Genomic DNA, 21,421 nt, shown 5'->3' with positions numbered 1-21,421 from the left:
GAACAGTTCGAGCGTTACCGCAACGGCACTGCCAAATTTCGGCAAGACGCGGAAAATGAAAGACCAATCGAAAGCGTATTGCATGTCATGCCTGCCAAGGATTCGGGCGAAGATTGCCCATGACCGTGCCGGGAAGTGCTACGCCCGGAGACCGCGTGCAAACCGGCCTAGGCCACCACGTGCAATCGATTCAGGAAGCGTTTCGCCTCGTCCGTGCGCGGCGCGTTAAAAAAGATATCGGGGGGCGCGTTTTCAAGGATATGGCCGCCGCCCATGAACATCACCCGGTCCGCCACGTCGCGAATGAAGCCCATTTCATGCGACACCAAGATCATCGTCATGCCGTTCCTGGCGAGGTCCTTCATGACCTGCAGGACCTCGCCGACCAACTCCGGGTCCAGTGCCGATGTCGGCTCGTCGAACAGCATCAGCTGTGGTGCCATCGCCAACGCGCGCGCGATGGCCACGCGTTGCTGCTGTCCACCGGAAAGCTGGTGCGGATAATGATTGGCACGGTCCTCCAGCTTTACGCGCGCAAGCAGGTCATGTGCGTGTCCGGCGGCCTGCACCTTCGACATGCCGCGTACATATATGGGCGCTTCCATGACGTTCTGGATCGCGGTCATGTGCGGAAACAGATTGAAGCTCTGGAATACCATGCCGACCTTGGCGCGATGCCCGAGGATCTCGCTTTCACGCATCGGCACGCGTTTGTCACCGCGAGGCCGCTGGCCGACCAATTCGCCGTTCATCAGAATGGTGCCGCCGTCGGGACGTTCCAGCAGATTCAGGCACCGCAGCAATGTGCTTTTGCCACTACCGGATGTGCCGATGATGCCAATGACCTCACCTTTGTCGACGGAAAACGACACATCCTTCAAGATGGGCGTATCGCCAAAGTGTTTCGATAACGATTGCACTTCCAGCAACGGCATGAGCGGAATCCAGAGAGAGCAAAAGGGACGCAACGGGTACGCGCTATCGGTAGCCGCGTGCAGCTAAAACCAGGCGACGCGCGTAGATTAAGATTGTCCGGGCAAATGCGGTTTGCCGATGGTAACGCATGGCGGCGATGGGCGGATAGACCGTGGTGGCAACCGCCGCGCATGTCCGTCGCGCCATGCCATCAAAATGGAATACTGGAGATATATCAGGGAAATATTTGAGCGAATATAATTCATACGGTAAGGTGCGCCACGCGCATGGTCGCGCCGTCGTGGTTTTGGCGCCTGTACGTTTCCTCGGTGTTTCAGCGCCTCTGCCCGGAATGTTTCCATGCAACGCTCTCCCCCTTCCATTGTCGTCATTGGCGCAGGCCTTGTCGGCCTGTGTACCGCATTGACGCTACAGGGGCGCGGACAACGCGTGCATCTGATTGATCCGGCGCAGCCTGGCAGCGGTGCGAGCCAGGGCAATCCAGGTGGTTTGAGTGTGACGTCGATCTTCCCGATGGCGGTGCCTGGCATTCACAGGAAGGTCCCGGGATGGCTGCTCGATCCTCTCGGCCCGTTGGCGATTCGCTGGTCGCACCTGCCAGCGCTCGTCCCCTGGCTGATCCGCTTTCTGAAGGCGGCCAATCCGGCGCAAGTCGCCGAAGGCGTAGCGGGCCTTTTCGCACTCACGGGAGGCGCGGTGGATGGCTACACGATGCTGGCGGCGCGCGCGCACGCCTCATCGCTGATCCGTGCCGATGGGCATTTGATGGTGTATCGCTCGGCGGCCGCCATGGCGCGGGAAGATGGGGCCTGGAAGCGGCGCGCCGACCTGAATATCGCATTTGACACGCTGGACGCCGATACCCTGCGCCAAATGGAGCCCGAACTCGATCCGGCCTTTGTTTGTGGACGCTTCGTGCCCGGTAATGCACAGTGCACGGACCCTTTGCGACTGGCCTTGGATTTCGCGCGGGCGTTGCAACGCGATGGCGGCATTGTCAGCCGTACCGCCGCGACTGGTTTCGATATCGCCGATGGTCTGGTGCGGGCGGTGCGGACCGACTCCGGCATGATTCAGGCCAGTCATGTGGTGCTTTGCGCCGGTGCGCATTCGGCGCCGCTCGCGCGGCAATTGGGCAATCGCGTAGCGTTGGAACCCGAGCGCGGATATCACGCGCAGATCACCGCGTGCGACGTCGTGCTGCAACGTCCGGTTTTCTCTACCGAGGCCAAGGTGTTTGCTGCATCGATGGTCGAGGGGCTGCGCTTTGCCGGGACCGCCGAGTTCGCTGGCGCAGGCGCGGCGCCGGACTGGCGTCGCGCCGATGGTCTGTTGTCGTTGGGCAAGTTGCTGTTTCCACGGATTGCCGACAACCACCAGACTGTCACGCGCTGGATGGGCTTGCGGCCCAGCACGCCTGACGGTTTGCCCGTGCTGGGGCGCGCGGCGGCGGCGCGGAATGCCATTCTTGCATTTGGGCACGGACACATCGGCGTGACCAGTGCTCCCATGACGGCCCGCGTCGTCGAGGCGCTGATTCTCGGTGAAACGCCGCCGATACCCATGTCGCCGTATCGGCCGGAACGGTTCCAGCGGGGTGCGTGACGCCGCTCGACCGGGAGGCGCACCCGTCGACGAGCATGGGCAATCGCGAGATGACCGGTCGTGATGTGCTTGCTCGTTTCGCCTATTCAACGGAATCAACCGATTCGATACCGTGCAATCTTTTGCGGGTCGACGGCGCACCCCATTCCAGGGCGATTGGAAACCGGCACATGGCCGGCATGATCGCTCACTTGCTGGCGGCTCACGCGCGGCGTCGTCAGGTCATCGATTAGCGCCTGCGACGCTGGGCCAGGCCCTTCGTGACAATGGCCGAGGGCCATCGTGCAACTGGCGGCCAGATGCTGGCTTGCAAAACGCGATATGCCAAACGTCAGTCCGCCGCCGACCACCAGCGGCAACCCGGCCGCGGACGCAATGGCTGCAACCCGCGTGGATTGCAGCAGTCCCCCCGCTTTCGGCACCTTCACGTTCAGTACGTCGCAGGCATCGGCAGCCACCAGACGCAGCGCGTCTTGCGGCGTGCCGAGGCTTTCATCGGCGGCAATACGCAAACCGCGGCCACGGCAGGCTTTCAGACCTGCAAGATCGCTTGCTTTCACCGGTTGCTCGATGAACTCGACACCCAAGCCGGCAATCCGATCGATAAAGGCAAACGCGTGCTCCGGTGCATAGCCGCCATTGCAATCCACGCGCATCGTCGACGTGGCTGGCAGCGCGTTACGTACCGCCCGCACGCGTGCGACATCGACATCGATCGATTTGCAATCCACCTTCACGACGATGCCACGGAAGCCGGCCGCGCTGATCTCGCGTGCCACCTGCGCCATTGCCTCGGGGCGGTCGACGCTCGTCGTGTAATCGACCAGCACACGCGCGCGAGCGCGCGAAGACGTATCGGCACGCTCCCGCGACACGCCGAGCCCGCCACCGCCGAGCAGTGCCGAGACCGGCGTGCCGAGTGCTTGGCCGACAAGGTCCCACAGCGCTAGATCGATGCCGGCGACCGACGCCACCACGCCCCGAGAGGCGCGCAGACAGGCGTCCACCAGCGACTCGATCTCCGAAGGATCACGGCCCATGACAATCGGCGCCAGGTCGTTTTCAATCACGGCCTTGAATTGCACCGGGTCGCCGATCAGTGACACCGGCACCGCTTCACCATGGCCGATGAGGCCATCGTCGGTCCGGATTTCCGTGACGACATTGGTAAAGGCATCCAGCGTGCCGCGAGAAATCACATACGGGGTGGCCAGCGGGATGCGGACCAGGTGAGCCACCACGGAGACGATCTTCATGAGAAAGCCGAACGAAAGAAAGTGGACGCGTCAGACGCATTACGTGAAGATGATGATACCGCGCAATATTGTCCGATTGCCCATCTGGAATATTTACTAGTATGTTTAGTGGGGCATCGAAAAGGGCAGCTTGGCGGGACATCGCGTCATCGGAGAATATTGGGATGTTGAAACGCACGTTTATGGCTGCCTGGTTGAGCGCAGTGGTAGGGCTTGCGACGGGTATCTCGCCCATGGGCGCGCATGCTGCCGACGATTACAAATCACATCTTCTTGAGCCCGGCACGCTGGTCGTGGGTACGACGGGGGCATCGCCGCCGGCCACGATGTATAGCGATCAGGCGGAGCTGGCGGGCTATGACATCGACCTTGCGAAAAAAATTGGCAAGGACCTCGGCCTGAACGTGAAATTCGTCACGCTCGGTTGGTCATCGATGATGGCGGGCATTCAGGCAGGGCGTTTCGACATCGTCATATCGTCGGTTGGTCGCACGCCGGATCGCGTCAAAAGCGCCGATTTCCTGATGTCCGATCCGTATGTGGTGAACGGCGTGGCGGGCGCCAAGCGTGCGGGCGACAACCGTATTCATGGTTGGAAAGACGTGTGCGGCAAGAAGGTCGGGGTGATCAAGGGCGCCAATGAAATCAAGACGGCTCAGGCAAAGTTGCCCGCGGGCTGCTTGAGCGATATTCGTGAATATCCGGGTTGGTCGGAGTTGTTACTGGATCTGCAGAATGGTCGCGTCGACGTGCTAGTCGGCAATTACCTGACGCCGGCCTACATGATCAATTCGGCGCATCGGCCATTAGCCATGCTGGGTGATTCCTTGCAAGTGGCCACGTCCGCTGTCGTGATCCGCAAGGAGGAACCGGCGCTGCAGCAAAAGATCAATGCGCTTATCGCGAAGTACCGCGCCGATGGCTCATTGGAAAAGCTCACCGACAAATGGGTCGGCAAGAGCCTGCCGTGGAGTGAAGTGAAGGACTGAGCAGGTGCCCCTCCATTCATCCGGTCCGCTTGGCGGCCCTCCCTTCGGTCATGACGTCGCGCCGCCGCGCGAAGTTGACTACGTCATCGTCGGTGGCGGCGCTGCCGGAGGCGTATTGGCCGCACGGCTGAGCGAGGACCCGGCGTGCCAGGTGGCGCTGCTGGAGGCCGGGCCGGGCAACGCACTGTCATCATTGTCAGGTGCGTTGTCACCCCTTTCCGCGTTTTGGTCGGCCGCATCGGTGATGTCACGCTTTCGCGTGCCGGCATTGAGTCCCTTCGCGGCGCGCGTCGGCGCGGTCAACTGGCGCCACTTCGTCGAGCCGGAACCAGGCTTTACCGGTCGCGCGGTAACGCTGCTGCAAGGGCGGCTCTTGGGTGGATCAAGCCAGATCAATGGCATGGTGTATGGCCGTGGTCATCGTGCAGACTACGCGCTGTGGGAAGAAGCGGGCGGATCGGCCTGGTCGTTCGATACGATTCTGCAAACGTATAAGGATGCGGAATCCAATGCGCGGGGCGCGGGGCCGTTTCATGGTAGCGCCGGACCCTTGCGCGTACGGCCGTCGCGGCCCATGACATCGCGTGCCGGCGCGCTCGTCGATGACTTCCTGCAGGCAGCGCAACAAGCCGGTTATGCGCGTACCGAGGATCTCAATACAAATGGGGTCGATGTCTTCGGCCTGACCGATGTGACGATCGCAAAGGGCGAGCGCGGCGGGGTAATGGCATCGTATTTGACCCCTGCGATGCGGCGGCCTAATCTTCATATCCTTACCTCCGCCCCGGTATCGCGGATTGCGATCGAGGGCGGCCGCGCGATCGGCGTCATCTATCAGATCGAGCGCGGCTCACTGGCTGGTGCCACCACTTTGCTACGCGCGCGGCGCGAGGTCGTGTTATGCGCCGGCGCGGTGAAGTCGCCGCACCTGCTGCTGCTCTCCGGTATCGGCCCCGCGGCGCAACTGCGTGCGCAGGGGCTGGCCGTGCGAGCGGACCTAGCCGGCGTGGGCGCCAACTTGCAGAATCATCCGTCGTTCCCGATGCGCTATCGGATCAAGGCACCGCTGTCGCTGAAGCACTTGATGCATCCGGTGGAAGCCGCCGTGCAAGGTTTGCGCTATCTGGCAGGACGAAAAGGTGTGCTGGCTGAAGGAATATTCCATGCGGCGGGGTTTGTTCGCACGGCGCCGTCACTTGCCACGCCGGATGCGCAGATCGTCATGAGCCCGGTGCTGTTTCCCGAAGGCGACGTGACCGGGCTTGGCGTGCTGCCGCGCGATCACGGCGTCACGCTGGCGGTGCAGCAAGGCCAGCCGTTCAGTCGCGGCAGCGTTTCGCTCGCGAGCGCCAACCCGCGGATACCGCCGCGTATTCGTACCGGCGCTTTCTCCGACCCGCGCGATATCGAGGTCATGAGTGCTGCTGTTGCGATTGCCGACACGGTGATGCGCCAACCGGCGATGGCGTATCGATGGCAACCCGACGGCGGCCCCGGTGCCTTGACCGCGCTGTTTGGCGGGCGCGATCTCGCTGAACGCATCAGGCGCGACGCCGGCGCCCGTGCCAGGCTCGCGGCACTGATTCGTAGCGATTCCGGCACTGCCTATCATCAGTGCGGGACGTGCGCATTCGGTACCGATGCGCAATCGGTCGTGGATCCGCACTTGCGGGTGCATGGCATCGCCGGTCTGCGGGTAGCGGATACTTCGGTGATGCCCCGGATTCCCAACGCGCCGTTGCACGCGGCCGCATTGATGATTGGTGAGCGTGCCGCCGCGATAATGCTTTCCGGCATGTAGCGCGATATGGCCTGTTTCTTTCGGCTAGATGATCACTGCGCGTTGCGATAGTGGTGGCGTAAAAAGCCGATGATCACGGGTAGCGCAAAAGCGAAAAAAGCGGTGACCAGCAGTATGATAGCGACGCGGTTTCGCCTGAAGCAGCTTTCGCGTCGTGCGTTATCCACCAGCGCTTCGATGTCCGATCGCGACCCATGTCGGTTCAATGCACGGGCACTGCGTGCAAACTCGGCGCTGGTCTCCGCTTCGCTGGCATGCGGTTCTCCCATGCATTGTCGATAGCTAGGTGGCGGGTCCAACCTGTCAAGGTCTTCCCCGCGTCGTGATGCAAGGGCAAGTAAGGCGTCGCGTCGGCTTTGCACAAGCGGGTCAGGCGGTGCAGGCAATGTCGGTTGAGGGGGGGGGCACACTGGCCGGCAAGTGACGAGATATCACTACCGATTGATACGATGGCGGCGGTGTTTCACGGCCCACCAAAGTGTTGGTCGATGCGGTGGCGCCGGCCGATTCTTCACAGCGTGCAGGCGGCGGGGGCGTTTCGGCCTGCTCGTAAGGGTGTGTTTCCCTGACGAAGCGCACTGTATCAGTGACCCAGTCCGTTACGCGTGTCGCATGCGCGAGCGGTTCTATCGCGAATAGCGCATCGTCGAGCCCCGTATGTACCTGGGGCATGGCGTAAGCGAAATCGGCGGGCAATGAATGTCGCCGCTGGCCGGGCTGATCCGTGCGGGCAAGGGTTAAACGCATGTACTCCCGGCTGAGGCAGACATGCTTGGCGCAGGCAAATGTCTGCATGGTCGCGCATGCTTCCGAATTTCAGCCGCTCATTGTGGATAGGAGTCCAGAATACGGGATTTCGGCCACACGAGAATGCATTTGCCTCGCCATTGACCTTTTGGCTGAAGCGAATCTTGCACGCCTTGTATTTCGGAGTGCATGCCCTGGCCGCCGCATGGTCTTTCGCGGAGCGGTGCCGTATACAGCGGGACGAAGCGTCATCACCGGATCAATGGCCGGGACGGTAGCCTAGCGCCAGCAGATTCATGGCGCGACTGACTGCGGCTTGCGTTGGATCGACGACCGGAATGCCCAGCGCCGCTTCAATTTGGCCACGGAAATGCCCCATTCCGGCACAGCCTAGAATCAGCACGTCGGCGCCGTCCTGATCACGCAACACACGGCCGACGCTGATCACCTTGTCGACGGCCCCATGATCTTCCAGGCCGGCCACGCCGGAGTTGATCGCCCGGTCGTTTGCGAGGCGGTTTTCGAGACCGAGCGAGCGGACATAGCGGCGGTGCCGCGGAATGGACTTATCGAGAATCGACACGATGCCGAACTTGCGGCCTAAATCCGTTGCAACGATCATGGACGATTCCGCGATCCCGATTACCGGCTTCTTGCTGACTTCGCGTGCGAGCGCTAGGCCCGGATCGGAGTAGCAGGCGATGACAAAAGCATCTGCGTCGTCTTGGCGGATACGCGCGGCGATCATCGGCACGACCGTTTCGATGTCCGCCTGTGACTCAATCCCGGGTGGTGCGTCAGGCAAGCGGACCGACTCCACCCGATATGCGCCGCTTCTACGCAATATATCGAGTGGCGCGTCCATTGCCCGGGTCATGGTATCCGAGCTGTTTGGATTAATGACCAGTATGCGCGGCGGGGTATACGAGGCGGGTGCGGCGGAAGGCGCGATGACACTGACCGAGGCACTAGAAGAAGCGGCGGAATCCAAGGCAAAATGCTCCAGGACTGGACAGTGATAGTGAAATATACAATGATATTCTACGTCGCATATTAAATAGCGACAAGCGATAGGAGAAACAATATGTCCCGGCTCGACGAACGCGCATCCGGCGTTTTTGTCATTGCGGTAACGCCTTTTACAGACGACGGTAGTCTGGACCTCACCAGCACGGACAGCATGGTGGATTTCTATCTTGAAAAAGGTGCGACCGGTTTGACGGTGTTGGGGATGATGGGGGAAGCGCCCAAACTGACGACCGATGAGTCCGCACAATTTGTCAAGCGCGTCATGGCCCGCGTCGGCCCGCAATTTCCGGTCGTGGTGGGCGTGTCAGCGCCGGGATTCGCGTCGATGAAGGAGTTGTCGAGCCGTGTGATGGATCTTGGCGCGTCGGGCGTAATGGTGGCACCACCGTCGACATTGCGTACCGACGACCAATTGTTCCATTACTTCACCGGCGCGGCGGAAACGCTGGGCGATACGCCGTGGGTGCTGCAGGACTTCCCTTTGGCGACCACGGTGCAGATGTCTGCCTCGGCGATCCTGAGGATTGTCGAGGCGGTGCCATCTTGCGTGATGCTCAAACACGAGGACTGGCCCGGCCTTGCAAAGATCGATGCATTACGCGCGGCCGAGAAGAAGGGCGCGCGCCGTATCTCGATCTTGACCGGGAACGGTGGCATGTTTTTGCCGGAAGAAATGCATCGTGGCGCCGATGGAGCAATGACCGGTTTCGCGTATCCTGAAATGATGAGTCAGATCGTGGCGGCACATCATGCGAGCGAGTTCGAGCGAGCACAGGACCTCTTCGATGCCTATCTGCCGCTGGCGCGTTATGAACAGCAGCCGGGGCTGGGTCTTGCCGTGCGCAAGTACACGCTGGCCAAGCGCGGCGCTATCGCCACGCCGATGCTGCGTCGCCCCGGACCGACGCTGTCCGCGGGTGACATCGCCGATATCGACAGGTTGACCGCGCGTTTGGCGCGTCGTTTGAAGGAGTTGGATTGATGGATTTGGGACTGAAAGGAAAGCGGGCGTTGGTGATTGGTGCGAGCAGTGGCTTGGGCGCCGCGAGCGCGCAGGCACTGGCGGCAGAAGGCGCCATTGTGATTGCCGCGGCACGCCGAACCGAGTTGATCGAGGCCTGGATTGCCGCGTTGCCGGCAGATCAGCGGCAGAATGTGCGGGCCGAGCGTTTCGACGTGTCCGACCTGGCGCAGGTCGAGGCGTTGACCGCCCGCCTGATCGCCGAGGGGGGCGTCGATGTCCTGGTCAACAATGCCGGGGGGCCTCCGCCGTCATCGGCCGTGGAGGCGAAGCGCAGTGACTGGATTGCACAGTTCGAGACCATGGCCGCGAATTTGTTCGAGTTGACACAGAAGTTGCTGCCGCCGATGCAGGCCAGGCAATGGGGGCGTGTGATCACGATATCGTCGTCCGGCGTCGAGCAACCCATTCCGCGGCTGGCCCTCTCGAATGGTATTCGTGCCGCGGTCGTCGGCTGGTCGAAGACGCTCGCAAACGAAGTGGCCGCGCACGGCATTACCGTCAATGTCGTCATGCCGGGCCGTATTCATACGGACCGGGTCGTGCAACTGGACAACAATGCCGCACAACGCACGGGTCAACGCCTTGAGGAGGTGGCAAAGGCATCGGCCGCCGCGATTCCCGTGGGCCGCTATGGCCGCCCGGACGAATTTGCGTCTGTGGTCGCCTTTCTTGCCAGTGAGCGGGCATCGTATGTGACCGGCAGCAAGATCCGCGTCGATGGCGGCGCGGTCAAGGGCGTCTGACCCGCCGCGTCGTATCTGGCATCGCATGAAGCGAAGGCCACGTCGTGCATGCATTTGATGCGTCGGCGTGGCCATTTTGCGTTTGGGCCGCGTATCATTGGGTGTTTTTTCCGCTATCGCTTCCTGATCGAACCGTTCCGCCATGACGTTCCTCTCCCCCGCGCTTGCGCGCATCAAACCGTCCGCGACAATCGCCGCCGGCCAATACGCCGCGCAATTGCGTGCCGCAGGCAAAGACATCATCGCGCTGAGCGCTGGTGAACCGGATTTCGACACGCCACGGCATATTCGTGAAGCGGCGGCAAAAGCGATGGAGAAGGGGCATACCCGCTACACCGCGGTCAGCGGTGTTCCCGAGCTGCGTAGCGCCATTGCCGCCAAGTTCAAGCGAGAAAACGGACTGGATTACAGCCCGGCCGAGATCATCGTGTCCACGGGCGGCAAGCAGGTGATCTCCAATGCGTTGCTGGCAACATTGGGGCCGGGCGATGAAGTGATTATCCCCGCACCGTACTGGGTTTCTTACCCTGAATTGGTGTCACTCTGCGATGCCACGCCGGTCATCATCCCGGTCAGTCCGGAGCATTGCCTTAAGCTGCAACCGGATGTCCTTGAGTGCGCGATTACCTCGCGGACGAAATGGGTGCTGTTGAATTCGCCGTGCAACCCGACGGGTGCGGCGTATAGCCGTGACGAACTGAAGGCGCTGACCGATGTTTTATTGCGTCATCCGCATGTGTGGATCATGGCGGACGATATATATGAACATCTGGTGTATGGCGATTTCACCTTCACCACGCCGGCGCAGGTCGAGCCGCGGCTGAAGGACCGGACCCTGATCGTCAATGGTGTTTCCAAGGCTTATGCGATGACGGGCTGGCGAATCGGCTATGGTGCCGGACCGCAGCAGTTGATCAAGGCGATGGATACGATTCAGGGACAGTTGACGAGCAATGCCAGCTCCGTGTCCCAGTGGGCCGCGGTGGCGGCATTGAACGGACCACAGGATTTCCTCGCGGAATGGCGTGCGGTATTCCAGCGTCGCCGTGACCGGGTCGTCAGCATGTTGAATGCTGCCAATGGGCTGCGCTGCGCGGTGCCGGACGGCGCATTTTATGTCTATCCATCGTGCGCGGCGCTGATTGGCCGCAAGGCGCCGAATGGCCGTCTGATCGAGACCGACGGCGATTTCACCCGCGCGTTGGTCGACGATGTCGGCGTGGCGGTGGTACATGGCACGGCGTTCGGCCAGGGGCCAAACTTCCGCCTGTCCTATGCGGCATCGGATGCGGAACTGGAAGATGCCTGCACGCGGATTCAGCAGTTCTGCGCGAAACTGGACTAACGGAGTGGGCGCTGTCGCCTCTTCCATGACGTATCGGCTTCCGCGCTATCGATGGCGGGACCGCCGGTCTGGTGTCGTTCGCGCCCCTCCCGCCCGAGGAGGGGCGGGAGGGTTACGTCTGGCGTCAGGGGTGTCGCCCCCCCCTGCGCCGTAAGCTGCGCATTGCCGCTTATTCCACCCACAATCCCCCGGCGGTACCCCAGCCATGGCTGATCACCTTGACGAGCCCGTCACGAGTGCCGTTATTGTGTTCGATGATCATATCGCGCGCGCCATCGACATCGTGCTCCCGTAGCAACCGGACCAATCGATGATGGTCGTCCTTTACTTCCGGATTGATGTCGCGGGTCCGGGCGCCCACATAAAAGAAACGTTCAAGGCCATCGAGACAGTTCACTACTTGCTCGTACAGTCGGCGATTGCCACACGCCCGGGCGATGGCCGCGTGGAATTCTCGATTTGCCGCCACGAACTGGTCCAGGCTGCTCATGATCTTTGTATCGTAGCTGGCATCCGCCAGACGACTTAGCTCATCCAGCTCCGCCTCCGTGATCCTTTCCGCGGCCAGTCCGACTGCGCCAGTCTCAATAATATTGCGTAAGTCGAGCAGTTCATTCAGGTCGCTGATTGTTAGCGGTACGACTTGATAGCCTCGACGCGGATAGGCTTTGACGAAACCCTCGCTGCGCAACCGGCCAAGGGCTTCGCGCACCGGGCTCTTGCTCATTTGCAGCCTCTCTGCGATGTCCGCTTCCGATACTTCCGCACCGGGAGCCAGCCGGCACGAGAGGATTTCGCTGCGCAGGCGCGCGTACGCCTGTTCCATTAATGATGGTGATATCTTGCGGCGTTGCAGAGTGAATTGCGAACCCGCTATTTCATCGATTTCGACGATAGTGTCCATGAACTCTCATTGACCGAACCAAACGCGCATGACCGCAGGCTTGGTGTCGTGTACCACCAGCTAATTTAATTGTCTTTATGGCATGCCCGCCCGAGGCATTTCGCTCACGCTGGAGGGGGCGTGGCGCGTAAGGCAGTCGATCGGCATGTATCAAAAGGCCTTGTCACCGCGGGTTGGCCGAGCCAGATCGACCCGACCCGCAGAATCGGACATGCGGTGCCAGACCTTGCTTTTCACGCATCTTATCGTGCTTTTGAAGCCGCACGTAAATTTTGCAGCCAGGAAAATCGCTCTACAAAAGAACGTTTGAATCCTCTGCAAAACGCGTCGAGGTACATCGCGCACAATGGACAAAAACCCTAGCCATTAATCAGTTGTGCATAGGCAGATCGCGTGGCCGGCGACGCAACAGTGTGCACGATCGTGACCTTGCGGGATGGTGCCCGTCGTATTTGATCATGACGATTGTGGCTATCAGGTTTCGCCGCGATTTTAGGTAGGATTTGACGTGATATATCCACCAGTTCCCGCAGAAAACGAAGGGCGATCAACGGTACGATCGCTTCCCTCAGGCTTACTACGGGCGGTGGGTCACGCTTGCCGATCCGGCCATTGACATCCAAGTCGCGATCTTGCTTTTTTTCGCGATTGCGGGACACCGTCCTGTATCGGCGAAATGGACGCCCTGCCGTCTAATTGACCAGGCAATGTTGCGTAGATGCATACAACGAGGGGTTGACGGGCACCGATTGCGCCCTTCTTGATCGATCCCGTGCGCATGCCACGGCGCGCGCAAAGCGCTTCGGGTGACGTTGTGGTTTGCCAAGAAAGCCGATTGTCAAATTCGTTCTAAGCATATTCACAGGCATCTAGGCACGAACGTCTTACAACTGTCATCTGTTTTACGTGAACTTCCGGTGACTTCCAGAAAAGAGCGAAATTGGTCCGTCTCGAGTGCTTATTCCGTCGCAAAGCTGCAACGAAACCGAAAGGCAGCATTTTTTTTCTTGATCCATCAATGGGGGCACCTTTAGAGTCTCACGCAGACGTTCAAACGCCTGCCGGGCAACGTACGTTGTCGAGCGATTGGATGGACAAGCAGATCTATTCAGGATCACGGCGTATCTCCGGAGGAGTGTACAAGCCGCGGCCAGGGAAATAGTCGATGCGATACGGGACGGCGCCCGCATCGTGCACAGCGTACGGGTGGCATGGTACGACGCGTTTGAGCAGAATTTCGTGATGCCGGATAGGTCTCCAGCCTCGGTGATCGATTTGACGCAGTAAAACCGTTTTCTTTTTACCTAACGGGGGATGTCTTGAAAAAATCTTTGTTGCTGGCAGCGCTGCTGGGCGCCGGTGTGGTCACGGCGCACGCGCAATCGAGCGTGACGCTGTACGGTATCGTTGACGCCGGTCTGCAATACACCTCCAACAGCGTTGGCACGTCGAAGTACAGCTTCTTGAGCGGCGGCGACTACGGTAATCGTTGGGGCTTGAAGGGTACCGAAGATCTGGGCGGTGGTCTGGCTGCGATCTTCAACCTGGAAAACGGTTTCAACATCGGTACGGGTAATTTCTCGTCGTCCGGTACCGAGTTCAACCGTCAAGCATTCGTCGGCCTGGCAAGCAAGCAATACGGTACGTTGACGTTCGGCCGCCAATACGCCCCGACGACTGACCTGATCGAATCTTACGGTCCGGCCATCGTTGGCGGTATTGGTACGTTCCCGGGCGATATCTCGGACATGGACAACGGTGTTCGCGTCAACAACTCGGTCAAGTACAAGACGTTGACGTACAACGGCCTGACCGGTGAAATCATGTACGGCTTCGGCAACAATGCCGGCCAAATGAACGGCGGTTCGGCATACGCTGCTGGCTTGAGCTACATCCAAGGCCCGATCGTGGCGGGTGCGACGTACTACCGTACGAATACCGCCTATAACGGCGGCACGAACGCCGCGGCCATCGCGAGCACCAACGTGATTTCAGCAGGCTATGTGAACGCGAAGGCGCAGCAGAGCATCAACGCCGTTGCCGGTACGCAGTTGTCACCTGACATCTACCTCGGCTTGGTGTACGCCTACACGCAATACCTGCCGTCGGCAACGTCGTACATCCGTCACTCGGTGGCCTACAACTCGGTTGGCGCGGTTGGTACGTACCAGTTGAACCCGGCATTGATCGTGGGCCTGTCGTACAACTATACGTTCGGCCAGAAGGTTGACGCTGCGTCGCAAACGTCGGCTCCGCGCTACCAGCAGATCGCAGGTAAGGCGATCTATTCGCTGAGCAAGCGCACAGGCTTCTACTTGTTCGCTGGCTATCAGCACGCCTACGGCCAAACGCTTAACGCATCCGGCCAGATCGTGAACGCGCAGGCAAGCGTTGGCGACGCGATGAATGGTGGCTCGAACTCGTCGGGCCGCAGCCAGGCGTTGGTTCGTATCGGCATGTACAACAAGTTCTAAATCGGTATTCCCGGATCCGCGACGTTGCGGCATTCCGGGATGCTTGATAAAGAAATATATTGCCGAGGCATCGATGATGGCTATCTCGTCATCGATATCTCGGATAAAAACCGGCCCTTATGGCCGGTTTTTTTCTTCCCGCGAAATCCAGGTCGTGCACCTGTCATGCGGACCGCCGCGTATCACGCGTCGGCGCGGTGGGGCAACGCCCTTCACGCAAACGCTATTTTCCGGTGCGTTGACGATACGCAGGGGCGGTCAGGATAGTGCGTGCGGCGGCAGCTAAATTGCTACACTGATGACAACGCGAGGCGCCGGTTTGCACCTCGCCATTCTTATCGTCGTTTTCTCTTACCGCCCGTGTCGAAATCTCTCGAAAAACTCGATCTGGCCGCGCGTGCGGCATGGCTCTACTTCGTGGCGGGCAAGACGCAGCACCAGGTGGCGGACACGCTGCGGGTCTCACGCCCTGTGGCCCAGCGTCTGATCGCGTTGGCAACCGACAAGAATCTCGTCCGTGTCCGTGTCACCCATCGAACCGCATCCTGCCTGGCCCTGGCGGAGCAGCTATCCGCGCGCTTCGGCCTGACGCTCTGTGAGGTCGTCCCGTTTGATGACGACAACGACGAGGATTTGAAGAAGAAGATCGCGGTCACCTCCGCAGCCGTGTTCGAGCGCTATCTCAGCAGCGAAGCGCCAATCGTGGTGAGCGTCAGCAGCGGCCGGACGTTGAAGGCCGCCGCCGCCGAGCTGTCCGGCCTTTCGCGACCGGCGCACCGACTGGTATCGATGGTCGGCACGATCGCGCGCGACGGGTCGTCGAATCCCTACGATGTGGCCACCCTGATTTCGGAACGTCTTGGCTGCAAGCGCTTCCTGATGCCGGCGCCGCTGATGGCGGATAGCGAGGAGGAGGCGCAGCACTGGTGCAATCACCGGCTTTACCAGGTGGTGGAGCAATTGAGTGCCAATGCCGATGTCGCGTTCGTTGGCATTGGTCACATCGGTCCGGACTGCCCACAGGAAGCGGATGGATTCATTACGCGAGATGAAGTCCATGATTTGACGGCGCGGGGGGCGGTAGGAGAGCTGCTGGGCCGCTCGATCGATGCCGATGGCCGGATTGTCGAAGCACCGGCGCAACGGCGGCTGACGAGTTTGACGTTGCAGTCGCCGCCGTCGGTGCCGACGATCGGTTTTGCCGGCGGCCAGCTCAAGCACGCGGCCGTTGCGGCGGCGTTGCGCGGGGCCTGGCTCACGGGCCTCGTCACCGACGAGCGTTGCGCCGCCGCGGTACTGGAAATGACTGCGGCGTAAGGCGGCACCGGCGCGTGTTCGAGAGCGGTCGGCTATGCCGTGTCGCGGAATAGCGGTGCCGTGGCGTGATACAGCGCCCGGTATCGCTGCAACCGTGGCTGCAGCGCGGCGTGACGCACGGCGTCGGGCGTATAAGATGCGCGTATCGGCGGCTGGCGCAGCAGCGTTTTTTCGTCGGCCCCCGCCGCCAGCGCACCAAGGATCGCGGCACCCAGTGCCGCGCCCGCTTCGGCGCCTTCGTGCTGATGGATCGTGACCTGCAACGTGTCGGCGATCAATTGCGCCCACTCGTTGCTGCGCGAGCCACCGCCGACCAACGACAACGCCCGCACTTCGGTGCCTGCGGCACGCAATGCGTCCAACCCATCCGCCAATGAAAAGGCCACGCCTTCCAGCACGGCGTAACCAAGCTGTGCGCGTCCCGTCTCGTGCGTGATGCCAAACAACACGCCTTGCGCATAGGGATCGTTGTGCGGCGTGCGTTCGCCGGACAAATAAGGCAGGAACAGCGGTGCCGTCTCGCGTGCGGCATTGCTCAGTGCCGCAACCTCCTCCAGTAGCGCGGGCTCGTCGATACCGGTCAGGCGGCATGCCCACCTGAGGCAACTCGCGGCAGACAGCACGACGCTCATTTGATGCCAGCGATCGGGCAGCGCATGACAAAACGCATGCACGGCGGAATCCGGATTTGGTTGAAAACGCCCGTTGACGACAAACAGGACACCCGACGTACCTAAAGAAATAAAGCCGTCCCCGGGACGCGCCGCACCAATGCCGATCGCACTGCCGGCATTGTCACCGCCGCCGCCCGCGACCGGCAGGCCCGCCCGCAGCCCCAATACAGCGGCGGCCGCCTCGGTCAGGCGGCCACTGCAATCGCTGCCCTCGACGAGACGAGGCATATGATCCCGCGTCAGGCCGCAAGCCGCGAGCATTGTGTCGGACCATGTGCGTTGCCCCACATCCAGCCACAGCGTGCCCGCCGCATCGGAAGGATCCGACACATAGTCCCCCGTCATCAACAGGCGCAAATAGTCTTTCGGCAGCAGCACTTTCGCGATTCGCGCGAACACGTCCGGCTCGTGTTCGCGAACCCATAGCAGCTTGGGCGCGGTAAAGCCCGGCATGGCGATGTTGCCGGTGATCTGACGCATTGACGGCGCAGCGGCTTCCAGTTGCACGCACTGCTCGGCGCTGCGCATATCGTTCCAGAGGATTGCCGGCCGCAACACACGATCCTCCGCGTCTAGCAGCGTCGCACCGTGCATTTGGCCGGTCAGTCCAATCCCATCGATCCGCGCGAACGCGTCGGCGTGCGCTTCACGTAGCATTGCAAGCGCTTCGCGGGTCCCCTTCCACCAAAGTGCCGGATCCTGCTCTGAAAAACGGGGGCGGGGCCGTGAGACATCATAGGCGGCACGGCGGGTCCCGATGATGCGGCCCGCGGCGGTCATCAGTAGCACCTTCACTTCCGAGGTGCCGAGATCGATTCCTAGGTACATGGAAAACCTTGTCTCCTGTCGTCGGCGACAACTGCCTGGGGGCAGCGCCGCGTGGCGGACGGCACGGCGCTCGCGCGCACGTTGGGCCGCTCGCTGCCGTCAGGTACGCTGAAGGGAAGCCAGCCAGGCGCGGACGTCCGCGACCTGGCGGCCGATGGCATCGCGCAAGTCACTGCTTCCCGCCAGGGAGCCCCAGAGCAGCGTATTCGCGGTGAACGTGGAGAGTGGATTCGCGCTTTCGAAAAAACCGTGCGCCACCACCGGGTCCATCACACCGTCCTGGTAATCATAGGGCAATTTGCCCTCGTGCCAGGCCTCCAGAAAAACAAAAACAAAGCGGGCAGGCGCGCGGTGGCATCAAACGGCTGCCCCGCGGCAATCCGTTCGCGCAAGGTCGGCGCGATGAATCCCGGAATCTTCGAGAAACCGTCGGCGGCAACGCGCTGGTTCGTGTCTCGAATATTCGGATTGCTGAAGCGATCGAGGACCGTGTCGCGGTAAGCGGCCAGATCGATCGGGCTCGGCGACAGGCTCGGAATCACGTCCTGGGTCACATAGTCGAACCCTGCTTGCCGGATGGCCGGATCGTGCGTGCCTTCGTGGATATACTGCAAGCCTGCCAGCGTGCCCGCCCAGGCGATGCAGCTATGCGTCGCATTCAGGATGCGGATCTTCGCTTCTTCATAGGGCAGCACGGAATCCACCAGTTGGACGCCCACTTTTTCCCAATGCGGGCGGCCGGCGATGAAATCGTCTTCAATCACCCATTGGATAAAGCGTTCGCCCATCACCGGCACGACATCGTCGAAGCCCGCCGCGGTGACGCGCTCACGGACGTCAGGGCCGGGGCGTGGAACGATGCGATCGACCATCGCGTTCGGACTGCGCGTATTTGCATCGAACCAGCTGAGCAAGGCGTTATCCCCCACGGCAGTCAGAAAGGCGCGCATGCCCGCATGGAAACGTTCGCCGTTGCTTCGGAGGTTGTCGCAATTCTGTAATGTCAGCGGTCCCGCGTCGGATGTCATCCGTTCGTGCAGGATGGCGCGCAGGGCGCCATAGATCGTCGTTCGCGCACCGCCGAGGTCGGCGGCCAGGTCAGGGTTCGCCGTGTCCAGCCGATGGTGTTCGTCGAGGTAATAGCCGCCCTCCGTGACGGTAAAGGAAATGATGCGGGTGCGAGGATCGGCCCCCACCGCAACCAGATTGGCGAGATCAGGTCGCCACGGCAGCACTTGCTGTATCGAGCGGATCGTCTCGTACCGGCGCTCGCCCTTCGGATCGACGGTCTCCAATGTGTAGACGCCGTTTTGCGCCGCCAGAGCGTCCAGGACGGCGTTGCCGTCGCCGCGGATATTGCCGACCGTCAGTGACCAATCGAGGTTGCCCTGTTCGCGCAACGTATGGAGGTACCACGCCTGGTGCGCGCGGTGAAACGAGCCGGTACCCAGATGCAGGATCGTGTAAGGAGAAGCGGATGTCGTCATGGCATGAGAGGGCAACAAGGCAAGGCGGCGAAGCCGAGCGACAAAGGGAATCAGGCGGCGTTGCGCTGCGATGCGTCGTGTCGCGGCAAAGCCGTGCCCTGCGCATCGAATACGTGCACGTGCTGCGGCTCGGCCTGCAGCGACAACGTCGTGTTGCGTGTCACCTGCGTGCGCGGCGGCACCCGGACGATCACGCCATCGGCGGCATCGTTCGATTCGGCATACAGGTAGGCGACATCGCCGAGCGATTCGACGACGGTGGCTTTTGCGATGATCACTCCCGTCTCCGTGTCGCCGCTCCCCGTGGTGTGGCCCGTTCCGGGGCGCGCGAGTGACTCGGCCCCGGTGTCCTGGGCAGTGCCCAGTCGCGCGGCCGGCGCTGGCGCCAGATCCGGTGACCAGAGGTGCTCAGGACGGATGCCCAGCGTCACGGCATCGCCCACGCTGAGCGATCCGGATGCAACCGCGGCACGTTGCCGCGCCCCCGATTTCAACGTCACGCTAATGCCGTGCGCGTCGATGGCATCGACGCGGCCATCAAGGAAGTTCATCTTGGGCGAGCCGATAAAGCCGGCGACGAACCGGTTAGCCGGCGCGTGGTACAGCGTGTCGGGCGAGCCGACCTGTTCCACGCGGCCTGCTGACAGCACGACGATCTTGTCGGCAAGCGTCATCGCCTCTACTTGATCGTGGGTTACGTAGATCATGGTGGTCTTCAGTTCGTCGTGCAGTCGGGCGAACTCGAGGCGCATCTTCACGCGCAATTCCGCATCGAGGTTCGACAACGGTTCGTCGAACAGGAAGACGTCCGGACGCCGGGTGATGGCGCGCCCGATGGCCACCCGTTGTCGTTGACCGCCGGACAACTGGCGCGGCTTGCGGTCCAGCAGATGGTCGATATGCAGGATGCGTGCGGCGTCCCGCACCGCCACCTCGATTTCGGCTTTCGATTTGCCGGCAAGCTTCAGGCCGAACGCCATGTTGTCGTACAGGGACATATGCGGGTAGAGCGCATACGACTGGAACACCATCGCAATGCCGCGTTTGGCGGGCGGGATGTCGTTCACGCGGCGCTCGCCGATTGTCAGGTCACCGCCGGAGATGTCTTCCAGTCCGGCGATCATTCGCAGCAGCGTGGATTTGCCGCATCCACTTGGGCCGACGAATACGACGAATTCACCATCCTGGATGTCCAGGTCGATGCCATGAATCACGTCGGTATCGCCATACCGCTTGCTGAGATTACGCGTTTGCAGTCGGGCCATCTCTTGTCTCCAAGTCCCTGCGTGTTCCGCTGTTCGGCGGTGAACGTTCGAACGGCGGTGGATGCCGGTAGAAACGTTTCGTTATCGTTGGCGTCCGCGGTATCGGCCGTGTTGCCGGTGCCGCGCGCCGCTATATCCTACAAGAGCAGATACCGTGGCTCGGGGGCCTTGCCCGCGCGCAATGCGGCCAGAATCGCCGTCAGATGGCGCATATCCTCGAATACCCAGGACGCACCTGCCGCGTGTAGCAGCGTCGCATGCGCGCGTGCATCGCCCAGGTGCGTGCCGCCGGCGAAACCGATCACCTGCATGCCGGCGCCAGCGGCTGCCGTGACGCCGGTGACACTGTCTTCCACCGCCGCGCATTGGGCTGGGGGTGCCTTGAAGCCCGCGCATGCCGCGACGTAGACATCGGGCGCGGGTTTTGGGTGGGCCACGCGTTCGCCGGTATAGATGCGCTCACCGACCAGTTCGGCAATACCCGCCACGACCACCGCTTCTTGCACGCGCGGTAGCGTGCTGTTGCTGGCAACGGCCAGCGGCAGGTCGCTGGCGGCCAGCGCGTGCAAGGCCTGCGTCACGCCTGGCACCGCCGTCTGACGTGCGCGTACTGCCGCCTCCACCGCCAGGCGCACGCTGTCCTGCGCCGCCGCTGTCAATGTGATGCCGAAACAGTCGGCAACCGCGGCGATCACGTGATCGATCGTGAGGCCGAGACGCGCGCCCACTTCCGTCTCCACTGCCGCATGGGTGATCGGGCGGTTTGTGACCGCTTGTGGCGACTGCGCGGCGGTCAGCGTGGCGAACAGCGCGCTGACCATCGCTTCGTCGGCAACCGCCTCGCTGTCCACCAGCACGCCATCGCAATCGCAGACCAGATGGGTGACGGGGCTAGCCGGAACCTTGATGGCGGGCGTGCCCGGCCCGGTCGCTGCGTGTACCGCGGGCGTCCCGTCAGGTTGGTGATGCGTTATGGTAATCGTTTCTTTCATGCCTT

Annotated in this window: 17 protein-coding genes and 1 pseudogene; 8 read left to right on the top strand and 10 right to left on the bottom strand. The window is 61.6% G+C overall.

Annotation, left to right across the window (positions count from 1 at the left end; translation table 11 throughout):
* Positions 1–167: 167 nt before the first annotated feature.
* Complete coding sequence (locus tag WM40_RS22890) at positions 168–935, bottom strand: amino acid ABC transporter ATP-binding protein (protein ID WP_024905642.1); 768 nt, start codon at positions 933–935, stop codon at positions 168–170.
* A gap of 340 nt (positions 936–1,275) precedes the next feature.
* Between WM40_RS22890 and WM40_RS22885 the strand changes: the two genes are divergently transcribed.
* Entirely contained in the window at positions 1,276–2,541 is a 1,266-nt protein-coding gene (locus WM40_RS22885) for an NAD(P)/FAD-dependent oxidoreductase (RefSeq protein WP_046154097.1), read from the top strand.
* Positions 2,542–2,636: 95 nt separating this feature from the next.
* On the opposite strand, the gene WM40_RS22880 is transcribed toward WM40_RS22885, so the two are convergent.
* Positions 2,637–3,797, bottom strand: coding sequence for a mandelate racemase/muconate lactonizing enzyme family protein (locus WM40_RS22880; protein ID WP_046154096.1), 1,161 nt, complete (start codon positions 3,795–3,797; stop codon positions 2,637–2,639).
* 164 nt (positions 3,798–3,961) lie between these two features.
* Here WM40_RS22880 and WM40_RS22875 point away from each other — a divergent pair, with 164 nt between their 5' ends.
* Positions 3,962–4,786, top strand: coding sequence for a substrate-binding periplasmic protein (locus WM40_RS22875; RefSeq protein WP_024905645.1), 825 nt, complete (start codon positions 3,962–3,964; stop codon positions 4,784–4,786).
* A gap of 4 nt (positions 4,787–4,790) precedes the next feature.
* On the top strand, positions 4,791–6,587 hold the full coding sequence (locus WM40_RS22870) for a GMC family oxidoreductase (protein WP_024905646.1): 1,797 nt from the start codon (positions 4,791–4,793) through the stop codon (positions 6,585–6,587).
* Between the two features lie 32 nt (positions 6,588–6,619).
* On the opposite strand, the gene WM40_RS22865 is transcribed toward WM40_RS22870, so the two are convergent.
* From WM40_RS22865 to WM40_RS22855, 3 genes are all read right to left on the bottom strand, one after another.
* Complete coding sequence (locus WM40_RS22865) at positions 6,620–6,856, bottom strand: hypothetical protein (RefSeq protein ID WP_046154095.1); 237 nt, start codon at positions 6,854–6,856, stop codon at positions 6,620–6,622.
* 100 nt (positions 6,857–6,956) lie between these two features.
* Positions 6,957–7,382 carry a hypothetical protein gene (locus WM40_RS22860; RefSeq protein WP_046154094.1) on the bottom strand — a complete coding sequence of 142 codons (426 nt, stop codon included), beginning with the start codon at positions 7,380–7,382 and terminating at the stop codon, positions 6,957–6,959.
* Between the two features lie 211 nt (positions 7,383–7,593).
* Positions 7,594–8,325, bottom strand: coding sequence for an aspartate/glutamate racemase family protein (locus WM40_RS22855; protein ID WP_024905648.1), 732 nt, complete (start codon positions 8,323–8,325; stop codon positions 7,594–7,596).
* Between the two features lie 93 nt (positions 8,326–8,418).
* Between WM40_RS22855 and WM40_RS22850 the strand changes: the two genes are divergently transcribed.
* The 3 genes from WM40_RS22850 (at position 8,419) to WM40_RS22840 (ending at position 11,475) form a co-directional block, all read left to right on the top strand.
* Positions 8,419–9,345 (top strand): dihydrodipicolinate synthase family protein, encoded by a 927-nt coding sequence (locus WM40_RS22850; RefSeq protein WP_046154092.1) that lies wholly within the window; start codon positions 8,419–8,421, stop codon positions 9,343–9,345.
* Positions 9,345–10,130, top strand: a complete 786-nt coding sequence (locus tag WM40_RS22845) for an SDR family oxidoreductase (protein ID WP_024905650.1) — start codon at positions 9,345–9,347, stop codon at positions 10,128–10,130. The genes WM40_RS22850 and WM40_RS22845 overlap by 1 nt, the downstream gene beginning before the upstream one ends.
* A 142-nt stretch (positions 10,131–10,272) precedes the next feature.
* Positions 10,273–11,475, top strand: a complete 1,203-nt coding sequence (locus WM40_RS22840) for a pyridoxal phosphate-dependent aminotransferase (protein WP_046154091.1) — start codon at positions 10,273–10,275, stop codon at positions 11,473–11,475.
* 169 nt (positions 11,476–11,644) lie between these two features.
* Here the strand turns inward: WM40_RS22840 and WM40_RS22835 are convergent, their stop codons facing one another.
* Complete coding sequence (locus WM40_RS22835) at positions 11,645–12,379, bottom strand: GntR family transcriptional regulator (RefSeq protein ID WP_024905652.1); 735 nt, start codon at positions 12,377–12,379, stop codon at positions 11,645–11,647.
* Between the two features lie 1,319 nt (positions 12,380–13,698).
* On the opposite strand from WM40_RS22835, the gene WM40_RS22815 reads away from it, so the two are divergent.
* Both WM40_RS22815 and WM40_RS22810 read left to right on the top strand, forming a co-directional pair.
* Entirely contained in the window at positions 13,699–14,853 is a 1,155-nt protein-coding gene (locus tag WM40_RS22815) for a porin (RefSeq protein WP_024905655.1), read from the top strand.
* Between the two features lie 360 nt (positions 14,854–15,213).
* The gene (locus tag WM40_RS22810; protein ID WP_024905657.1) at positions 15,214–16,170 is read left to right on the top strand and encodes a sugar-binding transcriptional regulator; all 957 of its coding nucleotides are present in this window, start codon (positions 15,214–15,216) and stop codon (positions 16,168–16,170) included.
* 32 nt (positions 16,171–16,202) lie between these two features.
* On the opposite strand, the gene xylB is transcribed toward WM40_RS22810, so the two are convergent.
* The 4 genes and pseudogenes from xylB to WM40_RS22790 form a co-directional block, all read right to left on the bottom strand.
* Positions 16,203–17,672 carry a xylulokinase gene (xylB, locus tag WM40_RS22805; RefSeq protein WP_046154088.1) on the bottom strand — a complete coding sequence of 490 codons (1,470 nt, stop codon included), beginning with the start codon at positions 17,670–17,672 and terminating at the stop codon, positions 16,203–16,205.
* Between the two features lie 99 nt (positions 17,673–17,771).
* Positions 17,772–19,159, bottom strand: a pseudogene (gene dalD / locus WM40_RS22800) (D-arabinitol 4-dehydrogenase).
* A 50-nt stretch (positions 19,160–19,209) separates the two neighbouring features.
* A complete protein-coding gene (locus WM40_RS22795; protein ID WP_024905660.1) occupies positions 19,210–20,424 on the bottom strand; it encodes an ABC transporter ATP-binding protein in 1,215 nt (404 codons plus the stop codon).
* Between the two features lie 137 nt (positions 20,425–20,561).
* Positions 20,562–21,416 (bottom strand): HAD family hydrolase, encoded by an 855-nt coding sequence (locus WM40_RS22790; RefSeq protein WP_052738478.1) that lies wholly within the window; start codon positions 21,414–21,416, stop codon positions 20,562–20,564.
* Positions 21,417–21,421 lie beyond the last annotated feature (5 nt).

Origin of the sequence: Robbsia andropogonis (assembly GCF_000970345.1) — a bacterium.
Classification (GTDB): domain Bacteria; phylum Pseudomonadota; class Gammaproteobacteria; order Burkholderiales; family Burkholderiaceae; genus Robbsia; species Robbsia andropogonis.
The sequence above is the reverse complement of the archived record's forward strand: the minus strand, read 5'-3'. Positions and strand labels throughout refer to the sequence as shown.

Bases quoted from the DNA above. Each gene is read 5' to 3' on its own strand.
- WM40_RS22890 (WP_024905642.1), bottom strand. From the start codon at position 935: ATGCCGTTGCTGGAAGTGCAATCGTTATCGAAACACTTTGGCGATACG.
- WM40_RS22885 (WP_046154097.1), top strand. From the start codon at position 1,276: ATGCAACGCTCTCCCCCTTCCATTGTCGTCATTGGCGCAGGCCTTGTC.
- WM40_RS22880 (WP_046154096.1), bottom strand. From the start codon at position 3,797: ATGAAGATCGTCTCCGTGGTGGCTCACCTGGTCCGCATCCCGCTGGCC.
- WM40_RS22875 (WP_024905645.1), top strand. From the start codon at position 3,962: ATGTTGAAACGCACGTTTATGGCTGCCTGGTTGAGCGCAGTGGTAGGG.
- WM40_RS22865 (WP_046154095.1), bottom strand. From the start codon at position 6,856: ATGGGAGAACCGCATGCCAGCGAAGCGGAGACCAGCGCCGAGTTTGCA.
- WM40_RS22860 (WP_046154094.1), bottom strand. From the start codon at position 7,382: ATGCAGACATTTGCCTGCGCCAAGCATGTCTGCCTCAGCCGGGAGTAC.
- WM40_RS22850 (WP_046154092.1), top strand. From the start codon at position 8,419: ATGTCCCGGCTCGACGAACGCGCATCCGGCGTTTTTGTCATTGCGGTA.
- WM40_RS22845 (WP_024905650.1), top strand. From the start codon at position 9,345: ATGGATTTGGGACTGAAAGGAAAGCGGGCGTTGGTGATTGGTGCGAGC.
- WM40_RS22840 (WP_046154091.1), top strand. From the start codon at position 10,273: ATGACGTTCCTCTCCCCCGCGCTTGCGCGCATCAAACCGTCCGCGACA.
- WM40_RS22835 (WP_024905652.1), bottom strand. From the start codon at position 12,379: ATGGACACTATCGTCGAAATCGATGAAATAGCGGGTTCGCAATTCACT.
- xylB (WP_046154088.1), bottom strand. From the start codon at position 17,672: ATGTACCTAGGAATCGATCTCGGCACCTCGGAAGTGAAGGTGCTACTG.
- WM40_RS22795 (WP_024905660.1), bottom strand. From the start codon at position 20,424: ATGGCCCGACTGCAAACGCGTAATCTCAGCAAGCGGTATGGCGATACC.
- WM40_RS22790 (WP_052738478.1), bottom strand. From the start codon at position 21,416: ATGAAAGAAACGATTACCATAACGCATCACCAACCTGACGGGACGCCC.